Raw genomic sequence first — 18,893 nt, 5'->3', positions numbered from 1 at the left:
TTCCTCGTCACGGAACAGGGGGAGGCGCTTGCCATCCGACATTGATTCAGCCGACAAAGTGCCTTTAAATCCCAAGGATTCATGTCGGAGACACGCCTCGGCCGATCCGGCATGCTCAAGCATTCTCCTGGGAGACAACATGACTGTGCAACCCGACGATGTGCTCGACGCACGTGGTCTGCCTTGTCCGTTACCCCTGCTCAAGGCCAAGCAGGCCCTGGCCCGGCTGGCGCCGGGAGAGCTGCTGGAGGTGATGGCGACCGATGGCGGCTCCTGGCAGGATTTCGAAACCTTCATCGCGCAGAGTGGCCATGAAATGCCGGCTCGAGAGGAGCGCGGCGACGTCTACCACTACTGGATCCGCAAGGCGGGGGAGCGCGCTCGATGACCCTGAGGTCACTGCTTCGAGGCTGGATGGAGCGTTATTTCTCCGACGAGGAAGCCGTCATCCTGCTGTTGGTGCTGGTGCTGGGCTTCGCCGTGGTGATCTGGCTTGGCCAGATGCTGGCGCCTTTCCTGACGGCACTGGTCATCGCGTTTTTGCTGCAAGGCGCGGTCAACGGCCTGACGCGCCGTCGCGTGCCCCATCTGCTGGCGGTACTGCTGGTGTTTCTCGGCTTTCTCGGTGTGCTGCTGGCCATGGCCTTGATCCTCATGCCGTTGATCTGGAACCAGATGGTCAACTTGCTGCAGGAGACGCCACGCATGTTCGCCAGCGGGCAGTCTCTGCTCGACGATCTCCAGGCCCGTTATCCGCAACTGGTGACACCGGATCAGATCCAGTCCTGGATCGGCATGGCCGGCCGCGAGATGACGCAACTCGGGCAGCGGGCGCTGTCGCTGTCGCTCGCTTCGCTCGGCAATGTGCTGTCGTTGATCATCTATCTGGTACTGGTGCCGATTTTGGTCTTCTTCATGCTCAAGGATCGCGATCGCCTGGTGGGCTTCACGATGTCGCTGCTGCCTCAGCGTCGTGAGCTGATGACTCGCATCTGGCACGAGATGGATGACCAGATCGCCAACTATGTACGCGGCAAGTTCATCGAGATCATCATCGTCGGCAGTGTGGCCTTCTTCACCTTCATCTGCTTCGGTCTGCCGTACTCGGCGTTGCTGGCCGTGCTGGTCGGCTTATCGGTGCTGGTACCCTACATCGGGGCGGCCTTGGCCACGCTCCCGGTGGCGGCGGTGGCTGGCTTTCACTTCGGTATCAGCGACCAGTTTCTCTATGTACTGATCGCCTACGGCGTCATCCAGGCGCTGGATGGCAACGTCCTGGTGCCTGTGCTGTTCTCCGAAGCCGTCAATCTGCATCCGGTATCGATCATCCTGGCGGTGCTGTTCTTCGGCGGCATCTGGGGCTTCTGGGGGATATTCTTCGCCATCCCGCTGGCCACCCTGCTCAAGGCACTGGTCTATGCCTGGCCGAGAGGCATCCAGCAGCGACGCGAGGAAGTGTCGTCGGGGGCCGTCAGCGAGACCGGCGAAGGCCTCGAGGGGTAAGCGCGCTCGGCAGGTATCGATGCCCGCCAACGGGGCCGGCCGCCCGGGGAGGGCGGCCGAGGTGGGGAGTCATTCGCCGGCGTGCAGTGCCTGTGCGGCCTCCAGGACGTCGGCCACGTGCCCCTTGACCTTGACCCCGCGCCATTCCCGGGCGAGCTTGCCGTCGACGTCGATCAGGAAGGTGCTGCGCTCGATGCCCAGATGTTCCTTGCCGTAGAGTTTCTTGAGCTTGATGACGTCGAACAACCGGCAGACGGTTTCGTCCTTGTCGGAAATCAGCGCAAAGTTGAAATCCTGCTTGGCCTTGAAGTTTTCCTGAGCACGGATGCCGTCTCGGGAAACGCCGATGATCACCGTGTTGGCGGCGTCGAATGCGGTCTTGTTGTCCCGGAAGTCGCCGCCTTCGGTCGTGCAGCCGGGGGTACTGGCCTTGGGGTAGAAATAGATCACGACCTGCTTGCCGCGCAGCGCCGACAGCGTCAACTGGGTATCGCCGGTGGCGGTCGCGGTGAAGTCGGGCACTGGCTGACCGAGTGTGAGGCTCATGGCGTCTCCTGGGCTGGTGAGGTAAATGAAGCCCTGATTACACGCAACCGCGCACGAACTGTAAAGTCGCCGCTGTACAGGCCCTGACGCCCTGAGTACCATTTGACCCTTGGCGGCGAGACATTGATCGGGCGCCGGGCATCACCTGAAAGCTGACGAGCGCAGGCACTTTCCAGGCGTTGTCTGGCCCCCGGTGCGCGGAGGCCGCGTACACCAGGCAGGCCGGGAGGATGAGTAGAGGATGATCACGGGTAGCATCGTCGCGCTGGCGACGCCGATGAAAGTCAACGGCGACATCGACTGGGAGGCCCTGCGCCGCCTGGTTCACTTCCATCTCGACAATGGCACCGATGCCATTGTCGCGGCGGGTACCACCGGTGAGCCGACGACCATGTCGTTCGCCGAACACTTCGACGTGATTCGCGCCGTGGTGGAGGAAGTCGATGGTCGTATTCCGGTGATTGCCGGTACCGGTTCCAACAACACCACCGAGGCGGTGGAACTGACCCGCTATGCCAAGGAGGTCGGGGCCGACTATTGCCTCACCGTGGCGCCCTACTACAACAAGCCGACCCAGGAAGGTCTCTATCAGCATTTCAAGGTCATTGCCGAGACCAGCGATCTGCCGGTGATTCTCTACAACGTGCCGGGCCGCACCTGCTCCGATATCTATAATGAGACGGTGCTGCGACTGGCCGAAGTCGACAATATCGTCGGCCTCAAGGATGCCACCGGCAACCTGGAACGCGCCGAGGACCTGATCGCCCGTCTCGAGGGCAGCGGTTTCATGCTCTATTCCGGTGATGACGGCACGGCATGCGACTTCATGCTGATGGGTGGGCATGGCGACATCTCGGTGACTGCCAACGTGGCGCCCCAGGCCATGCACGATCTTTGTGCCGCCGCCGTTGCCGGCGAGACCGACAAGGCCCATCAGATCAATACCCGCCTGATGCCGCTGCACACCAACCTGGGAATCGAGGCCAATCCGATCCCGGTCAAGTGGGCCCTGAACCGGATGGGCATGCTGGAACCGGGCATCCGCCTGCCGCTGACCTGGTTGTCCGAGAAGTATCACTCCACCGTCAGCGAAGCCCTGCAGCTGGCGGGCCTGATCGAAGACTGAGTGGTGGCCGTGGCCATCCCCCAATGATATGACGCAAGGTGGACGCATGAACTCTGCGCTGAAATGGATGCCGCTGCTGGCCGCTCTGGCCCTGGCGGGTTGCGCTCGGGAAGGCTATTACGACAACCGCAGTGTCGATTATGCCAAGGCCAAGGAAAGCGCGCCCTTGGAACTTCCCGATACACGCAATACGCGTCGTTACCGCGATGCCATGCCAGTGCCCGATGTTCCCGGCGCCTTCGCCTCCCAAGGCGATGACTTTCAGGCGCCTCCGCCTCGTGCCCTGAATGCCGGCAGTGGCGTTGCTCCCGGCGAGGTGGCTCGCCGCGAGGCCGGCGAGCAGAGCTGGCTGGTGGTGGGGGCTGCACCGGGCACCGTCTGGTCCGAGATCGACGACTTTGCCACCACCCGCGGGCTGGAGGTGCTGTCGCGCGACGACCGCCGTGGTGTGATGGAGACCGAGCAAGGGCGCATCAGCGTGTCACCTGGGCTGCATCAGGGGGTCAGCGAGGTGCGTTGCGAGCAGGGAGGCGCTTCCGTGGAGGGTTGCCTGAGGGCGCTGGAGCGTCGCTTCGAACAGCGCAGCAACCTTGCCAGTGCCACTGCATCCGGCTTGTCGGTCCAGGGACGCATGGCGCAGACGCGTCAGCCGCCGCGTCTCGAGCAGGCCGAGGATGGCTGGCAACTGGTGCTGCCTTATGACCTGGACCGCGCCTGGGCGGAGTTGAGCGCGCAGCTCGAGGCCGATTTCTCCCTGGAAGATCGCCGTCAGCTGCTCGAACAGGATATCAGCACGCATACGTTCCTGGTCGACTACCTGCCCCTCAGCGAGCGCAGTCGCGGGGTCTGGGAATCGCTGACGTCGCTGGAGTTCAGCGAACAGGCCAGTCGCCTGCGCCTGACGCTGAGCCGTCAGGGCGCGGACCAGACCCTGGTGCGTGCCAGCGCGGCCGATGACGAGGCGCTTGCGGCCAACGATGCCCGTGAGCTGCTGGAGCGGGTCGGAGGCCTTCTGCGCTGATGACCGCGCCGCTCGATGCCCCAGGACACCTGCGCTTCGCGTCCTTGGGCAGCGGCAGCAAGGGCAACGCGACCCTGGTCAGTGACGGTGAGACGCATCTGCTGGTCGACTGCGGTTTCGGTCTCAAGGAGGCCGAACGCCGACTGGGGCGGCTCGGCCTGCATCCGCGCCAGCTCGACGCTCTGCTGGTGACCCATGAGCATGGCGACCACCTGCGGGGTGTTGGCCCCCTGGCCAGGAAACACGGCATGCCCGTTTATCTGACGCCGGGCACCTGGCTGGCGGGACGCACCGGCGAGCTGCCCCAGCGACACTGGATAACGCCCCAGTCGCCCTTCCGGGTCAAGGGGATCGAGATCGATCCTGTCACCGTGCCCCACGATGCCCGGGAGCCGGTGCAGTTTTGCCTTTCCGCCGCCGGACGGCGGCTCGGCCTGTTGACCGATCTCGGCCATCCCAGCAGCCATGTCGTCGACGCCTTTCAGGGCTGCGACGCCCTGGTGCTGGAATGCAACCATGATGTGCGATTATTGGAGACGGGACCGTATCCGCCGAGCCTCAAGCGCAGGGTCGGCGGCCGCTGGGGACATCTCGCCAACGAGCAGGCCGCCTGGCTGTTGCAGCGGCTGGGCCTGGATCGTCTGCAGCATATCGTGTGTTCGCACCTTTCCGAACACAATAATCGTCCCGAACTGGCGGTGGCAGCGCTGGATCCGCTGCTCGATGGCGAGGCATCCCGCCTGACGGTGGCCGCCCAGGACCAGGGGCTGGACTGGCGGGTGATCCGCTGAACATACACAGGCGCCCGAGGCCACTCGCCGAGGTGTCGGGCAATGCCTGGGCTACTTATCACATTGCCCTGGAGGCTCCCATGGACAAGCGTCAAGAACTCTATGCCGGCAAGGCCAAGTCGGTGTATGCCACCGATGATCCCGACCGCCTGATCCTGCACTTCCGCGATGACACCAGCGCCTTCGACGGCGAGCGCATGGAGTCGTTGGCGCGCAAGGGCAAGGTCAACAACCGCTTCAATGCCTTCATCATGGAGAAGCTGCAGGAAGCGGGAATCCCCACTCACTATGAGCGTTTGCTTTCCGACACCGAAAGCGTGGTGAAGAAGCTCGACATGCTGCCGGTGGAGTGCGTCGTCCGCAATATCGCCGCCGGAGGGCTGGTCAAGCGCCTGGGCGTGGAAGAGGGCAGCGAGCTGGCACCGCCGACCTTCGAGCTCTTCCTCAAGGACGATGCCCTGCACGACCCGATGATCAACGAGTCACTGGCGGAGACCTTTGGCTGGGCAACGCCTGCACAGCTGGCCGAGATGAAGTCCCTGACCTACCGGGTCAATGAGGTCCTCAAGCAGCTGTTCGCCGATGGCGGTCTGCTGCTGGTGGATTACAAGCTCGAGTTCGGCCTCTTCCACGGTAGCATCGTGCTGGGTGACGAGTTCTCGCCGGATGGCTGCCGCCTGTGGGACGCCAAGACCCGCGAAAAACTCGACAAGGACCGTTTCCGTCAGGGCCTGGGCGGAGTGATCGAGGCCTATGAGGAAGTGGGAAGGCGCATCGGCGTCGATTTCTCCTGAGGAGATCTACACGCTCCTGCATGAAGGGCCCTGCGGGGCCCTTCCGCCGTGTCTGCTCCCGAACTATCGCAGTTGACGGTCGAGTGCCGTAGTTCGCGGGGCTCTCCTTCGGCAGTCTCCGAGAGGCGCTGTGACCCCTTCCCTGGGTCTACCGATTCCATCCCTGGTATCGGCCCCTCTCTTCGACTGCCCCCCGGCGCTCCCCTCTTGGCCTCCGGCGCCTACACCACCACGATCTCGATGACTTCCAGCAGTGTCTTGCTCTCATCGTTGACCACGGCGCGAAAGCGCACGTCCACGTCGCGCAATCGCACTCCGTAGATTCGATCCTCCGCGCCGCGGCGATAGGCGGGGCGTGGGTCCTGGGCCAGCACCTGGTGGATCAGCTCCCGCAACGAGGTGGCATCGGGTCGGGCGGCCAGGGTCGCTTGTGCCTCCGGCGTGAGGCGTACCGGCAGCAAGGCGGGGGCCTCGGGCGCGAAGCCGGCACGGGCCTCGGGGCGGGCTTCCGCCCAAGGCAGGTAGGGTTTGATGTCCAGTACCGGGGTGCCATCGACCAGATCGACGCTGCGCAGGCGCAGGCTTACGCCCGCGTCGGTGTCGATGCCTTCCAGTTCCACCAGCGATTGCCCCAGCCGGTTGGGGCGATGAGTGCTGCGGCTGGCGAAGACACCGATCCTGGCGTTGCCGCCCAGGCGGGGCGGGCGTACCAGGGGCGTCCAGCGCTCGGGGCTGAGATGGAAAAGGAAGGTCACCCAGAGGTGGCTGAAGGCCTCCAGGCCACGCACCGCCAGGGGGTCGTCGAAGGGAGGCGTCAGTACCAGACGGGCCCGGGCGGCATCGGCCAGTCCCGGCTGTCGTGGCACGCCGAACTTGTCGGGATAGTCGCTTTCGATGCGGCCGATGGGGGTCAGGCTCACACTGGTGCAAGGGGATGCGGGCATTCTCGATTCCACGGCTTGTCGCGTTCGGGCATTGGCCCGGCGGCCTGGCTTCTGTAGTCTCTTGGCGGTTTCATCATCTCAGGAAGTCATGCATGCGTCATGCCGATATCGAGCGGGCATCGGCGGCTCCTGGCCGCGATGCCTCCCAGGAACGGAAAACGCCACGCATTTTCTACCGGCTCGCCAAGGCGCGGGACGGTGCCGATCAGGCCGAGGTCTTCCATCATGCCGTGATGCAGGGTGCCATGGCGCATTACTCGCAGGAGGCACGGGAGGCCTGGGCTTCCGTATTACCCCGGGACGGTAGCGCCTGGGTGGCGCGACAGGCCCTCTACACCACTCTGGTGGCAAGCTGCGATGGCCGCTGCGTGGGCTTTCTGGAACTCGATCTGCGACGCCAGCATGTGGAGTCGCTCTATGTGTGGCCGTCGCTGGCTCGTCGCGGCATTGGCTCGACCCTGCTGGTGCACGCCGAACGTCTGCTGGTCGAGCAGGGCGCCGATCGGGTCGATATCGCCGCCAGCCTGGTCCTGGCCGATAGCCTGGAAAGCCGAGGCTGGCGACGGGTGCGCGAGGAGTGGGTCGAGCGCGGCGGCCAGCGACTGCGCCGGCGGATCCTGGAGAAGTCGCTGGTGGCCGTCGAGACCTGAGAGAATCAGTCGTCTTGCCCGAGGAAGCGCATCGACAGGTCGATCGCCTTGACGTCCTTGGTCAGGGCGCCGCTGGAGATGCAGTCCACGCCGGTGGCAGCAATGGCCTTGAGCGTGGAATCGTCGACATTGCCGGAGGCCTCGAGCGTGGCGCGGCCTGCGGTGCGTCGCACGGCCTCGCGCAGGTCGTCCAGCGAGAAGTTGTCGAGCATGATCACGTCCGCCCCGGCTTCGAGGGCCTGGTCGAGCTCCTCGAAGCTTTCCACCTCGACCTCCACCGGCAGGTCTCGGGCGATATCCCGGGCCTCCCGGACGGCTGCGGCGATACTGCCGCAGGACGCGATATGATTCTCCTTGATCAAGAAGGCGTCGTAGAGACCGATGCGGTGATTGTGGCCGCCTCCGCAGGACACCGCGTATTTCTGTGCCAGGCGCAGGCCCGGTAGTGTCTTGCGGGTGTCGAGCATGCGCACGCCAGTGCCGGCGAGCAGGTCGACGTAATGGCGGGTGCGCGTGGCGGTGCCGGAGAGTGTCTGCAGCAGGTTCAGTGCCGCGCGCTCGCCGGTCAGCAGGCTGCGTGCCGGCCCCTCGAGCTCGAGGAAGACCTGATCGGCGCTCAGCCGGTCGCCGTCCGCGGCCTGCCAGTGCAGGATGACGCGGGGGTCGAGGCGGCGAAAGAGCTCATCGACCCAGGCCACGCCGCACAGCACGGTGTCCTCCCGGGTGATCACCCGGGCGCGGGCCCAGTGTTTCTCGGCAATCAGTTCGGCGGTGATGTCGCCGGGGCCGACATCCTCGGCCAGCAGCCGGGCGGCGCTGTCGCGGATCTCTTCAGCGAGGGCATCCTGATAGTGCATGGCGGGGATCGTCTCTGTGCTGGAAAGCGGGAGACGTTCATTATAGAGGAAAGCGAAGCATCGACGTCAGGGGGAAAGCATGTCGATTGACCAGGGATGGCTGGGAGGGGCGCGTCGCGTGGTGTCGCCCAATCAGGACGCACGGCCGGAGGAAGAGATCTCCTTGCTGGTCCTGCATTCCATCAGCCTGCCGCCGGGGGAGTTCTCCGGCGATGCTATCGAGCGATTGTTCACCAACCGCCTGGATCCCGAGGCGCATCCTTATTTCTCCGGCATCCATCGGCTGCGGGTGTCGGCCCATCTGTTGATCCGGCGGGATGGGGGATGCGTGCAGTTCGTGCCGTTCACGGCCCGCGCCTGGCACGCCGGACGCTCCTGGTGGCGCGATGGCGAGCGTTGGCGCCGGGCGTTGAACGACTTCTCGGTGGGCATCGAGCTGGAAGGCGACGAGGTGACGCCCTATACCGAAGCCCAGTATGACTCGCTGGTGCGTGCCTGCCGTGCCTTGTGGACGCATTATCCGGCCATCACGCCCGAGCGCATCACCAGCCATGCGCGTGTTGCACCGCTACGCAAGAGTGACCCCGGGCCGGCCTTCGACTGGGCCTATTTTCGCCAATTGTTGGCTGAAGTGACCCGATAGTACGTAAAAAAACATTCAAATTGCCGGGTGAGCTCTGTTGAGCCCCGAACCAGCTCGTTGTTCTACTAACGCGGCGTTTCTGGTGCGATCCACTATGAAGGCGGGGTTATTCCACGTGTTATGGGCGCCACAAGGCTTTTGAAAAAAATTTCCATGTCTGTTTCAATTGGCACCAGTGAGTGTTTACGGTATCGTCAACGCACCCACCGACATTGGTCGCGTTGTCTTGTAAAACGACTACAAATCTGGCAGATGGCGTGGAATTGCCCTCCATGCCTTCCCTCAGAGCGCCACATGCCCCTCGCTGCGGGGCTGTCGCCCCACCGTCATTCGGAGAGACGTCTATGAGTCTTGAGACACGAGAAGATCTCGATCCGGTCGAAACCCAGGAGTGGTTGGATTCCCTGGAGTCGGTTCTGGATCGCGAGGGTGAGGACCGGGCCCGGTACCTCATGACCCGGCTAGCGGATCGCTATCGCCGCGACGGCATGCAAGTGCCCTTCTCGGTGACGACGCCGCATCGCAACACCATTCCGGTGCATCGTGAGGCGCCGATGCCGGGCGACCTGTTCATGGAGCGTCGCATCCGTTCGCTGATTCGCTGGAACATGGCCGCCATGGTGACCCGGGCCAACAAGGCCAACAAGGGGATCGGTGGTCACCTGGCCAGCTTCATGTCCAGTGCGACTCTCTACGACGTGGGCTTCAACCATTTCTTCCGTGCTCCCAACGGTGATTTCAAGGGCGACCTGGTGTTCATCCAGGGGCACAGCGCCCCGGGCATCTATGCGCGTTCCTATCTGGAAGGCCGCCTCACCGAGGAGCAGATGGACAAGTTCCGCCAGGAAGTGGATGGCGATGGCCTGTCGTCCTATCCGCACCCTTGGCTGATGCCCAACTACTGGCAACTGCCCACGGTCTCCATGGGGCTTGGGCCGATCATGGCCATCTATCAGGCCCACGTCATGAAGTACCTGGATCAGCGCGGCCTGCAGCCGATGCAGGATCGCAAGGTCTGGGCCTTCCTCGGCGACGGCGAGTGCGACGAGCCCGAGACGCTCGGGGCCATTCACCTTGCCAGCCGCGAGAAACTCGACAACCTGAACTTCGTCGTCAACTGTAACCTGCAGCGCCTCGATGGTCCGGTGCGTGGCAATTCACGCATCATGGACGAGCTCGAGGGCGTGTTCCGCGGCGCCGGCTGGAATGTCATCAAGGTGGTCTGGGGCCGGCTGTGGGATCCGCTCTTCGAGAAGGACAAGAAGGGTATCCTGCAGAAGCGCATGGATGAGGCGGTCGACGGCGAATACCAGAACTACAAGGCCAACGGCGGCGCCTATACCCGGGAGCACTTCTTCGGCAAGTACCCGGAGACTGCCGAGCTGGTCAAGGACATGTCCGACGAGGACATCTGGAAGCTCAACCGCGGTGGCCACGATCCGTTCAAGATCTATGCCGCCTACCATGAGGCCTTCCACAACGCCAACGGTCGTCCCACCGTCATCCTGGCGCATACCGTCAAGGGCTATGGTCTGGGCGCCGCCGGCGGCGAGGCCGACAACGAGGCCCACCAGGTCAAGTCCATCGATGACCCGGAAGTCCTGAAGGATTTCCGCGATCGTTTCGGCATCCCGGTCTCCGACGAGCAGATCGAGAACGAGATGCCCTACTACAAGCCGGACGACGACAGTCCGGAGATCAAGTACATGCATCTCCAGCGCGAACGTCTGGGGGGCTACCTGCCGGCGCGCAACCCGGACTTCGAGGCGCTCGAGATTCCGTCTCTCGAAGACAAGATCTTTGCTTCGCAGCTGAGCGGCTCCAAGGGGCGTGAAGTCTCCACGACCATGGCGTTCGTGCGCATTCTCAATGGCCTGGTCAAGGACAAGCAGATCGGCAAGCGCGTCGTGCCGATCGTGCCCGACGAGGCACGTACCTTCGGCATGGAGGGCATGTTCCGCCAGCTCGGCATCTATACCTCCGAAGGGCAGAAGTACGAGCCCATGGACAAGGGCCAGCTGATGTTCTATCGCGAGGACCAGGCGGGTCAGGTCCTCGAGGAGGGCATCACCGAGGCCGGCGCCATGTCGTCCTGGATTGCCGCGGCGACCTCCTACAGCAACCACGGCCTGCCGCTGTTGCCGTTCTACATCTACTACTCGATGTTCGGCTTCCAGCGGATCGGCGATCTGGCCTGGGCCGCCGGCGACATGCAGGCACGCGGCTTCCTCATCGGCGGCACGGCCGGTCGCACGACCCTGAACGGCGAGGGCCTGCAGCACCAGGATGGCCATAGTCACCTGCAGGCCTCGATGATTCCGAACTGCCGGAGCTACGATCCCACTTATGCCCATGAAGTGGCGGTGATCGTTCAGGATGGCTTGAAGCGGATGTATGCCGACAAGGAAAACTGCTTCTACTACCTGACGGTGATGAACGAGAACTACGAGCAGCCTGCCTTGGAAGAGGTGCCCACCGAGGACATCATCAAGGGCATGTACCTGCTGCGCGAGACCCAGGGTGACAAGGCGCGCGTTCAGCTGATGGGCTCCGGCACCATCCTGCTCGAGGTCGAGGCGGCCGCCGAGCTGCTCGCCGAGGAGTGGGGTGTGGGCGCCGATATCTGGAGCGTCACCAGCTTCAACGAACTGCGCCGCGAGGCCCTGGCAATCGATCGCCAGGCCTTCCTCAAGCCGGCCGAGGAGCCGGGCAAGCCGCACGTCACCGCTTGCCTGGAAGGTCGTCAGGGGCCGGCCATCGCCTCCACCGACTACATGAAGCTGTTCGCCGACCAGGTCCGTGCCTGGGTGCCGACCGACTATCATGTACTGGGTACCGATGGTTATGGTCGTTCCGACACCCGCGAGAAGCTGCGTCACTTCTTCGAGGTCAATCGCTACTTCGTCACCGTGACCGCGCTCAAGGCGCTGGCCGACCGTGGCGAGATCGATCGCAAGGTCGTGGCCGAGGCCATCGAGAAGTACGGCATCGACCCCAACAAGCCCAATCCGCTTGAGGTGTGAGTCGTCGACCGATCCGGTGGCATGGCGGGCCGTAGGGCCCGCCCCCGTCAAGAGTTTGAAGGAGCGCGACCTTGAGTAGCGAAATCATCAAAGTGCCCGACATCGGTGGCGATACTGATGTCGAAATCATCGAGATCGCGGTGTCGGAAGGCGATGTCATCGAGCCCGAGGACACCCTGATCACACTGGAATCCGACAAGGCCAGCATGGATGTGCCATCGCCCCAGGGCGGCAAGGTGCTGAAGGTGCTGGTCAAGGAGGGCGATACCGTCTCCGAGGGTGACGCTATCGTCGAAATCGAAGCCGAAGGCGGCGGCGATGCCGACCAGGCCGAAGAAGACACCTCCGCCGAGGCATCGAGCGCCGAGGCCGAGGAAGCTCCGGCCGATGAGGCACCGGCCGAGCCTGCCGCCAAGTCCGGTGGCGGCTCCCGCACGGTGGAGATCAAGGTACCCGATCTGGGGGGCGCCGCTGATGTCGAGATCATCGAGGTGGCGGCCAGCGAGGGCGACACGCTCGATGCCGAGGACACCCTGATCACCCTGGAGTCCGACAAGGCCTCCATGGATGTGCCGAGCCCTCATGCCGGCAAGCTGATCAGCCTGACCGTCAAGGAAGGCGACACGGTTTCCGAAGGCGACGTGATCGGCAGCATGGAAGTCGCCGGTGAGTCAGACGGGGACGCGGCGAGCGAGGGCGCCGAGGCGCCGAGCGAGCCGGAACCCGCTGCTGACCCCGAGGCTGAGGACGAAGACGACACCGCCGGCGGCGAACCTGAGCGCAAGGAGGTTCGTGTGCCGGACCTCGGTGGTTCCAGCGACGTGCCGATCATCGAGGTGGCGGTCGCCGAGGGTGATGAGGTCGACGAAGAGGACCCGCTGATCACCCTGGAGTCCGACAAGGCCTCCATGGACGTGCCGAGCCCTCACAAGGGCAAGCTGGTCGAGCTGAAGGTGAAGGAAGGCGACAGCGTTTCCGAGGGCGATGTGATCGCCATCATCGAGACCGCCGCTGCCAAGCCGGCACCCAAGAAGACCGAGCAGAAACCGGCCGAGAAGCCAGCCAAGGCCTCGAGCGCCGGGCGTGAATCGGGCGAGAGCAAGTCCTCCGCACCGGTCGGCCGCCCCAGCCCCGAGGCCGAGATGGCCGCCCACAAGCCCCGCGACGGCAAGCTGGTGCACGCAGGTCCGGCGGTCCGCATGCTGGCCCGCGAGCTGGGTGTCGACCTGGAACTGGTCAAGCCCACCGGTCCCAAGGAGCGGGTGCTCAAGGAAGACGTCCACAACTACGTCAAGCAGGTCATGGCCGGCCAGGCCAAGGTGCCCGCGGGTGCCGCCGCCGAGGGCGGTTCGGGCATCCCGCCGGTGCCGGACGTCGACTTCAGCCAGTTCGGCGAAGTCGAGGAGAAGCCGATGGGTCGCCTGATGAAGATGGGCGCGACCAATCTGCATCGCAGCTGGGTCAATCTGCCTCACGTGACCCAGTTCGACGAGGCCGACATCACCGAGCTGGAGGCCTTCCGCAAGTCCATGAAGGCCGAGGCGGAGGCCCAGGGGGCCAAGCTCACGCCGCTGCCGTTCCTGATCAAGGCCTGCGCCTTCGCGCTCAGGAAGTTCCCGCAGTTCAACGTCAGCCTGAAGAGCGACGGCGAAACCGTGGTGCACAAGAAGTACGTGCATATCGGCATCGCCGTGGATACGCCGGACGGACTGATGGTGCCGGTGATTCGTGACGCCGACCAGAAGTCGCTGATCGAGCTGGCCAAGGAATCCGTGGAACTGGCCGGCAAGGCGCAGTCGAAGAAGCTCAAGCGCGAGGAGATGACCGGTGGCTGTTTCACCATCTCCAGCCTGGGGTCCATCGGCGGCACCGCCTTCACGCCGATCGTCAATGCCCCGGAAGTGGCCATCCTCGGCGTCTCCAAGTCCCAGACCAAGCCGGTATGGGACGGTCAGGCCTTCCAGCCGCGTCTGATGATGCCGCTATCGCTGTCCTATGACCATCGTGCGGTCAATGGCGCCGATGCGGCACGCTTCACCGCCTTTTTGGGACAGGTGCTGACGGATATCCGCCGCTTGCTGCTCTGAAACGTGGCGACACCAAGAGTGTGACGACGGCGCCGTAAGGCGCCGTCGTTGTTTGCTGCCTGCTCAATGTCTTGTCCCCCTGGGCAGACGAAAGTGCTAGTGGCTCTAACTTTCTGATATAAAAATTTTTTTCATGGACCGTAAAGAGGCGACTTCCCATCTCGCTTGTCTGGCGAGAATGGCACGGGTATGGTTCGCTTCTCCCTTTTTCCAAGCTACGACACTTCCCGCTTTCTCAAGGAGCAGTTTAGATGCGTTTGATCCTGTTAGGCGCGCCAGGCGCTGGCAAGGGCACCCAGGCCCAATTCATCTGCGAGCGCTTCGGCATTCCGCAGATCTCCACCGGCGACATGCTGCGTGCCGCCGTCAAGGAAGGCAGCGAACTGGGCCTCCAGGTCAAGGAGATCATGGAAACCGGTGGTCTGGTGTCCGACGACCTGATCATCTCCCTGGTCAAGGAACGCATTGCGCAGCCCGACTGTGCCAACGGCTTCCTGTTCGACGGTTTCCCGCGCACCATCCCTCAGGCTGATGCCATGAAGGATGCCGGCGTGAAGATCGATCATGTCCTCGAGATCGCCGTACCCGACGAGGAAATCGTCAATCGCCTGGCGGGGCGTCGTGTGCACCCTGCCTCCGGCCGGATCTATCATGTCGATCTCAACCCGCCGCGCGAGGAGGGCAAGGACGATGTCACCGGCGAGCCGCTGATTCAGCGTGACGACGACAGCGAAGCCACGGTGCGCAACCGGTTGTCTGTGTATCACGACCAGACGGCGCCGCTGGTCGAGTACTATCAGGACTGGGCGCGGCAGGAACCCGACGTGGCGCCCCGCTACCATCGCGTCGAGGGCGTGGGTAGCGTCGATGACATCACCACCCAGGTGATCGAGGCCCTCGAGGGCTGAGTGACGCTTGACCTTCGGCAGCCCGCATCGCGCGGGCTGTTGTCGTATAATGTCCTGCCATTTTCCATCGACGCGTATTTCCCATGACGATCCTGCTCGCCCTGGACGCTTCCTCGAGCGCCTGCTCCGCCGCCTTGCTGCGCCGCCAAGATGATCATCCGGACGAGGTGATCTCTCGTTTCGAGCTTGCTCCCCGGGCGCATACCCGCCGCTTGCTGCCGATGGTCGACGAGGTGCTCGATGAAGCAGGGGTGGCGCCGGCCGAGCTCGATGCCGTCGCCTATGGTCGCGGGCCGGGCTCCTTCACCGGCCTGCGCATTGCAGCGGGTGCCGCTCAGGGGCTGGCCTTCGGTCTGGATCGGCCCCTGCTCGGTGTGTCGACGCTGCAGGCCCTGGCGCTGCGGGCACATCGCCACCATCACTATCGCTACCTGGTGACGGCCCTTGATGCCCGCATGGGGGAGGTCTATGCGGCCTGCTGGCGTTGCGATCGGGGACGCGTCGAGCCGCTCAACGCCGAGGCGGTGCTGCCTCCGGAGCGGTTGCGCTTGCCCGAGGGGCATGACGATCACGACTGGGTGGGTGTGGGCTCCGGCTGGACGCTGCGAGAGTCCATGCCGGCCGAGACGCAGGTGGCGATGAGCCTTTGTCTGTCGGATATGGACGCTGCCGCCGAAGACATGGCGCTGCTGGCCATCGAGGCCTTCGCCGCCGGAGAGGGGCGAGCGGCCCATGAAGTGCAGCCTGTCTACCTGCGCGACCAGGTGGCCTGGCGCAAGTCGCAATGAGCATCGGCAGTCGCGTCGCGGTCGAGAGTGACGCTGACCTGGCCAAGCGCTGGGCGCTGCCCTTGCGCGTCGAGGCGGCGGATGCCCCGCTGATGTTGCGCGTCGAGGCCGGGCGCCTCGTTCTGGCCGGTGATCCGGGCACTTACGGCCATCCACTGGCGGTGGATTTCGTGGCCGGACGGGTCGCGCATCGACGTCGCTTCGGGGGCGGGCGAGGCCAGTTGATCGCTCGAGCCTGCGGCCTCGGCAAGGGGGTGACACCCTCGGTGGTGGATGCCACGGCAGGGCTGGGGCGTGATGCCTTCGTGCTGGCGTCGCTGGGTGCCGAGGTGCTGCTGGTCGAGCGCGTGGCGGCGATTGCCGCCTTGCTGGAGGATGGTCTGGCCCGGGCGTCCGCCGATCCCGATACCGCCGAGATCGCGGCACGCATGCGCCTTGTGCATGGCGATGCCGGTCGCGATCTGGCTCGTCGGGTAGAGGAAAGTGGCATTGCCCCGCAGGTCATCCATCTGGACCCCATGTTTCCGCATCGTACCAAGTCGGCACTGGTCAAAAAGGAGATGCGGTTGTTCCGTGAACTGGCCGGCGACGATGCCGATGCTCCGCGGCTGCTGGAGGCGGCGCTGGACGTGGCGACGCATCGCGTGGTCGTCAAGCGGCCACGCAAGGCGCCGCCCATCGCCGGGCCGTCGCCCCGGCACACCCTCGAAGGCAAGACCAGCCGCTACGATCTGTATGTCCATCGCGCGCTGACGGCGTCATGATCGCCGTTTCACGCCTGGGCATGTCGCGCGATTCGTTGCAGGCGATGACGCAGCGCAGGGTCGAACAGCGTCTGTCCACGTAGCGCGCCTTCGCGCAGCCGTGAACCGTAATACAGGCGCCCATCCCGGGTGCGGAGCCAGCCTTCGGCCTCGAGGTTCTGCACCAGGCTTGCGAACAGGCGAGCGTCGAAGAATTCCGGTGAATCACGTCCGGTCAGTCGCCCCAGTCGTTCGGCCAGCTGGCGAGTGCGTTCAGTCAGGGCGTCACGGGTGAAATGTCCCGGCGCCTCACCGAGCAGCACCGAGAGCAGCAGGTAACCGCGTTCCAGCGGTGGTTGCATCAACCTGCCGAGCATGCGCAGTTGTTCTTCGCCGGTCAGCGAGGAGGTACGCCGCCATCGGTCGCCATCGTCTTCCAGTAGCCCCTGTTCGGCAAGACGTTCCAACGTGTCGGCCAGCGCCTCGCGCAACGAGGCCGGCGGCGCGATAGCGAATTCCCGTACCAGCACCGGCCAGCTCGGTGCCAGCAGGCGCTCCAGGTCATCCAGGGTATGGCAGGGCTGGTGGCGGAAAGCGAAGGCGGTGAGGCCGATGAGCGCATAGAGGTGCAGGACATTGTTGCGATACCAGCCCAGCAGCGTGGCCTGGGCGGGCTCGGCAGTGACCAGGTCTCCCAGCGCGTGAGGGCTGTGCTCGAGCATGCCCAGCGCACGGGTCTGGGCGATCCAGTCGGCGGGCTCGCCGGGCGGCAGGGCGAAGGCATGCTCGCGCCCCAGCGAGGCCAGCAATGCCAGGTGGCGCTCCAGCAAGGACGCTTCGATGGCATGGTGCGGCGTGGCCAGAAGGCCCAGGGCGACCAGGTTTACCGGGTTGAGCGAGGCGGCAGCATTGATGCGTCGCGCCAGTGTTTCACCGAGCTCGGTGACGGCGGTGCGCCGCCATTCGGGCGGTGCGGCGTCCAGGGAGTCGTCACGCCAGCCAGGCCGGGTGCGGTCGAGGAAATCATCCAGCGCCAGTGGCTCGCCGATGTTCACGGCAACGCGACCATGGGGCTCGCGCAGCCGTCGCACGACCCGCAGCAAGGCCAGGGGCGACTCCTTGCGCTTGCCACCGCCAGCAAGCTCACGCTGATAGCTGGCTTCCTCGAGGATGCGTTCATAGCCGATGTAGACAGGCACGAAGACGAGCGGCTGCCCGCCTTCCCGCTGGCTGCGCAGGAAGGAGTCCAGCGTCATGGCCAGCATGCCTGGGCGGGGTGGCAGCATTCTACCGCTGCGCGATCGTCCGCCCTCGATGAAATATTCCAGAGGATGGCCTCGGTTGAGCAGGCGGTGCAAGTATTCCTTGAAGACCGCCGAATACAGGGCTTTGCCGCGGAAGCTGCGGCGCATGAAGAAGGCGCCGCCACGACGCAGCAGCGGGCCGATCAGCGGCATGTCGAGATTGCGCCCGGCGGCGATGTGGGGTGGCATCAGCCCCTGGGCGTAGAGTACGTAGGAAAGCAGCAGATAGTCGATGTGACTGCGGTGACAGGGCACATAGACCAGGGTGCATTCACCGGCCAGCGGTTTGACATCTTCCAGCCCACGCGCATCGACGCCATCGTAGAGGCGATTCCACAACCGGCCTAGCACGCCATCGAGGAAGCGCAGCACGGGATAGCTCATGCTGGAGGCGATCTCCCGGCCATAGCGTCGTGCGCGTTGCGTCAGGCGCGCACGCTGACGGGGTGAGTGCCCGGCTTGTTCCTCGATGGCGCGGCGTACTGGCTCGCTGCGTGCCACGCCCTCGATCAGGGTGCGCCGGTGGGACAGATCAGGTCCCAGCACGCGGGAGCGCATGCGCCGGAAATGCACGCGGAGCAGGCGGGCTGCCTTGCGGTCGGTGAGCGATGGCTCGCGACCGTCATCGAGCTCGGCGAGGCGCAGGGGAGCGCCGAAGTGGACCTCCAGGTCGCGACCGTTGACCATGACGGCCAGCAGGCGTCGCAGGCGACCGGTAAGGCGCCAGCTGTCGGCCGCGAGTAGCTGCCAGAGTCCGAAACGCTTGCCCGGCGCGCGCCCCCAGAAGATGCTGACGGGGACCAGCTGAATATCGCGGCCTGTGTCGCGGTGAGCTTCGATGACCGCTCGAAATGGCGAGCGTGGCCCCCGGCGACGTTGCCAAAGGTGCCGCCGCGTGGTGGGCAGCGAGAGCTGGGCGGGCAGGGTATGATCGCCGAGGTGCCTTGGCAGGGTGGCGTCGGGGAGGCCTTGCTGGCGGGCCAGGACGTCGAGCAGCAAGCTGTCGGAGAGAGAGGAGCGCGGCAGGACGTACAAGGTCGTCAGGTCGGGATCGAGGCCGAGAGCCTCCGGCGCGGGTTCGAGCAGGCGTACCTGGGTCCAGGCGGCGATCAAGCGGCGCAATGGTGCGCGGAGCGGATTGACGGAAGTGGCACTGGCCATGCGA

17 protein-coding genes are annotated in these 18,893 nt (G+C 64.7%); 13 read left to right on the top strand and 4 right to left on the bottom strand.

What is annotated here, in order from left to right:
* Nucleotides 1-139: 139 nt before the first annotated feature.
* Nucleotides 140-388: a sulfurtransferase TusA family protein gene (locus tag HSDC_RS08295; protein WP_064699471.1), complete on the top strand. Its 249-nt coding sequence runs from the start codon at nucleotides 140-142 to the stop codon at nucleotides 386-388.
* Complete coding sequence (locus tag HSDC_RS08290; RefSeq protein ID WP_064699470.1) at nucleotides 385-1,503, top strand: AI-2E family transporter; 1,119 nt, start codon at nucleotides 385-387, stop codon at nucleotides 1,501-1,503. The genes HSDC_RS08295 and HSDC_RS08290 overlap by 4 nt, the downstream gene beginning before the upstream one ends.
* A gap of 69 nt (nucleotides 1,504-1,572) precedes the next feature.
* Here HSDC_RS08290 and HSDC_RS08285 read toward each other — a convergent pair whose 3' ends face one another.
* Nucleotides 1,573-2,049 carry a peroxiredoxin gene (locus tag HSDC_RS08285; RefSeq protein WP_064699469.1) on the bottom strand — a complete coding sequence of 159 codons (477 nt, stop codon included), beginning with the start codon at nucleotides 2,047-2,049 and terminating at the stop codon, nucleotides 1,573-1,575.
* Between the two features lie 241 nt (nucleotides 2,050-2,290).
* Between HSDC_RS08285 and dapA the strand changes: the two genes are divergently transcribed.
* From dapA to purC, 4 genes are all read left to right on the top strand, one after another.
* Nucleotides 2,291-3,175, top strand: a complete 885-nt coding sequence (dapA, locus tag HSDC_RS08280) for a 4-hydroxy-tetrahydrodipicolinate synthase (RefSeq protein WP_064699468.1) — start codon at nucleotides 2,291-2,293, stop codon at nucleotides 3,173-3,175.
* A gap of 46 nt (nucleotides 3,176-3,221) precedes the next feature.
* Entirely contained in the window at nucleotides 3,222-4,196 is a 975-nt protein-coding gene (locus HSDC_RS08275) for an outer membrane protein assembly factor BamC (RefSeq protein WP_064699467.1), read from the top strand.
* Nucleotides 4,196-4,987 (top strand): MBL fold metallo-hydrolase, encoded by a 792-nt coding sequence (locus tag HSDC_RS08270; protein WP_064699466.1) that lies wholly within the window; start codon nucleotides 4,196-4,198, stop codon nucleotides 4,985-4,987. Before HSDC_RS08275 ends, HSDC_RS08270 begins: the two co-directional genes overlap by 1 nt.
* Nucleotides 4,988-5,067: 80 nt before the next feature.
* On the top strand, nucleotides 5,068-5,781 hold the full coding sequence (gene purC, locus HSDC_RS08265) for a phosphoribosylaminoimidazolesuccinocarboxamide synthase (protein WP_064699465.1): 714 nt from the start codon (nucleotides 5,068-5,070) through the stop codon (nucleotides 5,779-5,781).
* Between the two features lie 221 nt (nucleotides 5,782-6,002).
* On the opposite strand, the gene tsaA is transcribed toward purC, so the two are convergent.
* Nucleotides 6,003-6,725 (bottom strand): tRNA (N6-threonylcarbamoyladenosine(37)-N6)-methyltransferase TrmO, encoded by a 723-nt coding sequence (tsaA, locus tag HSDC_RS08260; RefSeq protein ID WP_064699464.1) that lies wholly within the window; start codon nucleotides 6,723-6,725, stop codon nucleotides 6,003-6,005.
* Between the two features lie 92 nt (nucleotides 6,726-6,817).
* Here tsaA and HSDC_RS08255 point away from each other — a divergent pair, with 92 nt between their 5' ends.
* Complete coding sequence (locus HSDC_RS08255) at nucleotides 6,818-7,375, top strand: GNAT family N-acetyltransferase (protein WP_082919995.1); 558 nt, start codon at nucleotides 6,818-6,820, stop codon at nucleotides 7,373-7,375.
* 5 nt (nucleotides 7,376-7,380) lie between these two features.
* Here HSDC_RS08255 and nadC read toward each other — a convergent pair whose 3' ends face one another.
* Nucleotides 7,381-8,232, bottom strand: coding sequence for a carboxylating nicotinate-nucleotide diphosphorylase (nadC, locus tag HSDC_RS08250; protein WP_064699463.1), 852 nt, complete (start codon nucleotides 8,230-8,232; stop codon nucleotides 7,381-7,383).
* Nucleotides 8,233-8,311: 79 nt separating this feature from the next.
* On the opposite strand from nadC, the gene ampD reads away from it, so the two are divergent.
* The 6 genes from ampD (at nucleotide 8,312) to HSDC_RS08220 (ending at nucleotide 16,445) form a co-directional block, all read left to right on the top strand.
* Entirely contained in the window at nucleotides 8,312-8,875 is a 564-nt protein-coding gene (gene ampD, locus HSDC_RS08245; protein ID WP_064699462.1) for a 1,6-anhydro-N-acetylmuramyl-L-alanine amidase AmpD, read from the top strand.
* A gap of 344 nt (nucleotides 8,876-9,219) precedes the next feature.
* Nucleotides 9,220-11,898: a pyruvate dehydrogenase (acetyl-transferring), homodimeric type gene (aceE, locus tag HSDC_RS08240; RefSeq protein ID WP_064699461.1), complete on the top strand. Its 2,679-nt coding sequence runs from the start codon at nucleotides 9,220-9,222 to the stop codon at nucleotides 11,896-11,898.
* 71 nt (nucleotides 11,899-11,969) lie between these two features.
* Nucleotides 11,970-13,985 (top strand): pyruvate dehydrogenase complex dihydrolipoyllysine-residue acetyltransferase, encoded by a 2,016-nt coding sequence (gene aceF / locus HSDC_RS08235; RefSeq protein ID WP_064699460.1) that lies wholly within the window; start codon nucleotides 11,970-11,972, stop codon nucleotides 13,983-13,985.
* 251 nt (nucleotides 13,986-14,236) lie between these two features.
* A complete protein-coding gene (adk, locus tag HSDC_RS08230) occupies nucleotides 14,237-14,893 on the top strand; it encodes an adenylate kinase (RefSeq protein WP_064699459.1) in 657 nt (218 codons plus the stop codon).
* A gap of 83 nt (nucleotides 14,894-14,976) precedes the next feature.
* On the top strand, nucleotides 14,977-15,681 hold the full coding sequence (gene tsaB, locus HSDC_RS08225; RefSeq protein WP_064699458.1) for a tRNA (adenosine(37)-N6)-threonylcarbamoyltransferase complex dimerization subunit type 1 TsaB: 705 nt from the start codon (nucleotides 14,977-14,979) through the stop codon (nucleotides 15,679-15,681).
* Nucleotides 15,678-16,445 carry a class I SAM-dependent methyltransferase gene (locus HSDC_RS08220; RefSeq protein ID WP_064699457.1) on the top strand — a complete coding sequence of 256 codons (768 nt, stop codon included), beginning with the start codon at nucleotides 15,678-15,680 and terminating at the stop codon, nucleotides 16,443-16,445. The genes tsaB and HSDC_RS08220 overlap by 4 nt, the downstream gene beginning before the upstream one ends.
* An 8-nt stretch (nucleotides 16,446-16,453) precedes the next feature.
* Here the strand turns inward: HSDC_RS08220 and plsB are convergent, their stop codons facing one another.
* Nucleotides 16,454-18,889, bottom strand: a complete 2,436-nt coding sequence (gene plsB / locus HSDC_RS08215; protein WP_064699456.1) for a glycerol-3-phosphate 1-O-acyltransferase PlsB — start codon at nucleotides 18,887-18,889, stop codon at nucleotides 16,454-16,456.
* Between the last annotated feature and the right edge of the window lie 4 nt (nucleotides 18,890-18,893).

This window comes from Halomonas caseinilytica (assembly GCF_001662285.1).
Taxonomy (GTDB): Bacteria; Pseudomonadota; Gammaproteobacteria; order Pseudomonadales; family Halomonadaceae; genus Halomonas; species Halomonas caseinilytica.
Note: the sequence above shows the minus strand (reverse complement) of the source record. Positions and strands in the feature narration are given on the sequence as shown.

Coding starts and splice junctions, on each gene's coding strand:
- HSDC_RS08295 (WP_064699471.1), top strand. CDS start 140: ATGACTGTGCAACCCGACGATGTGCTCGACGCACGTGGTCTGCCTTGT.
- HSDC_RS08290 (WP_064699470.1), top strand. CDS start 385: ATGACCCTGAGGTCACTGCTTCGAGGCTGGATGGAGCGTTATTTCTCC.
- HSDC_RS08285 (WP_064699469.1), bottom strand. CDS start 2,049: ATGAGCCTCACACTCGGTCAGCCAGTGCCCGACTTCACCGCGACCGCC.
- dapA (WP_064699468.1), top strand. CDS start 2,291: ATGATCACGGGTAGCATCGTCGCGCTGGCGACGCCGATGAAAGTCAAC.
- HSDC_RS08275 (WP_064699467.1), top strand. CDS start 3,222: ATGAACTCTGCGCTGAAATGGATGCCGCTGCTGGCCGCTCTGGCCCTG.
- HSDC_RS08270 (WP_064699466.1), top strand. CDS start 4,196: ATGACCGCGCCGCTCGATGCCCCAGGACACCTGCGCTTCGCGTCCTTG.
- purC (WP_064699465.1), top strand. CDS start 5,068: ATGGACAAGCGTCAAGAACTCTATGCCGGCAAGGCCAAGTCGGTGTAT.
- tsaA (WP_064699464.1), bottom strand. CDS start 6,725: ATGCCCGCATCCCCTTGCACCAGTGTGAGCCTGACCCCCATCGGCCGC.
- HSDC_RS08255 (WP_082919995.1), top strand. CDS start 6,818: ATGCGTCATGCCGATATCGAGCGGGCATCGGCGGCTCCTGGCCGCGAT.
- nadC (WP_064699463.1), bottom strand. CDS start 8,232: ATGCACTATCAGGATGCCCTCGCTGAAGAGATCCGCGACAGCGCCGCC.
- ampD (WP_064699462.1), top strand. CDS start 8,312: ATGTCGATTGACCAGGGATGGCTGGGAGGGGCGCGTCGCGTGGTGTCG.
- aceE (WP_064699461.1), top strand. CDS start 9,220: ATGAGTCTTGAGACACGAGAAGATCTCGATCCGGTCGAAACCCAGGAG.
- adk (WP_064699459.1), top strand. CDS start 14,237: ATGCGTTTGATCCTGTTAGGCGCGCCAGGCGCTGGCAAGGGCACCCAG.
- tsaB (WP_064699458.1), top strand. CDS start 14,977: ATGACGATCCTGCTCGCCCTGGACGCTTCCTCGAGCGCCTGCTCCGCC.
- HSDC_RS08220 (WP_064699457.1), top strand. CDS start 15,678: ATGAGCATCGGCAGTCGCGTCGCGGTCGAGAGTGACGCTGACCTGGCC.
- plsB (WP_064699456.1), bottom strand. CDS start 18,889: ATGGCCAGTGCCACTTCCGTCAATCCGCTCCGCGCACCATTGCGCCGC.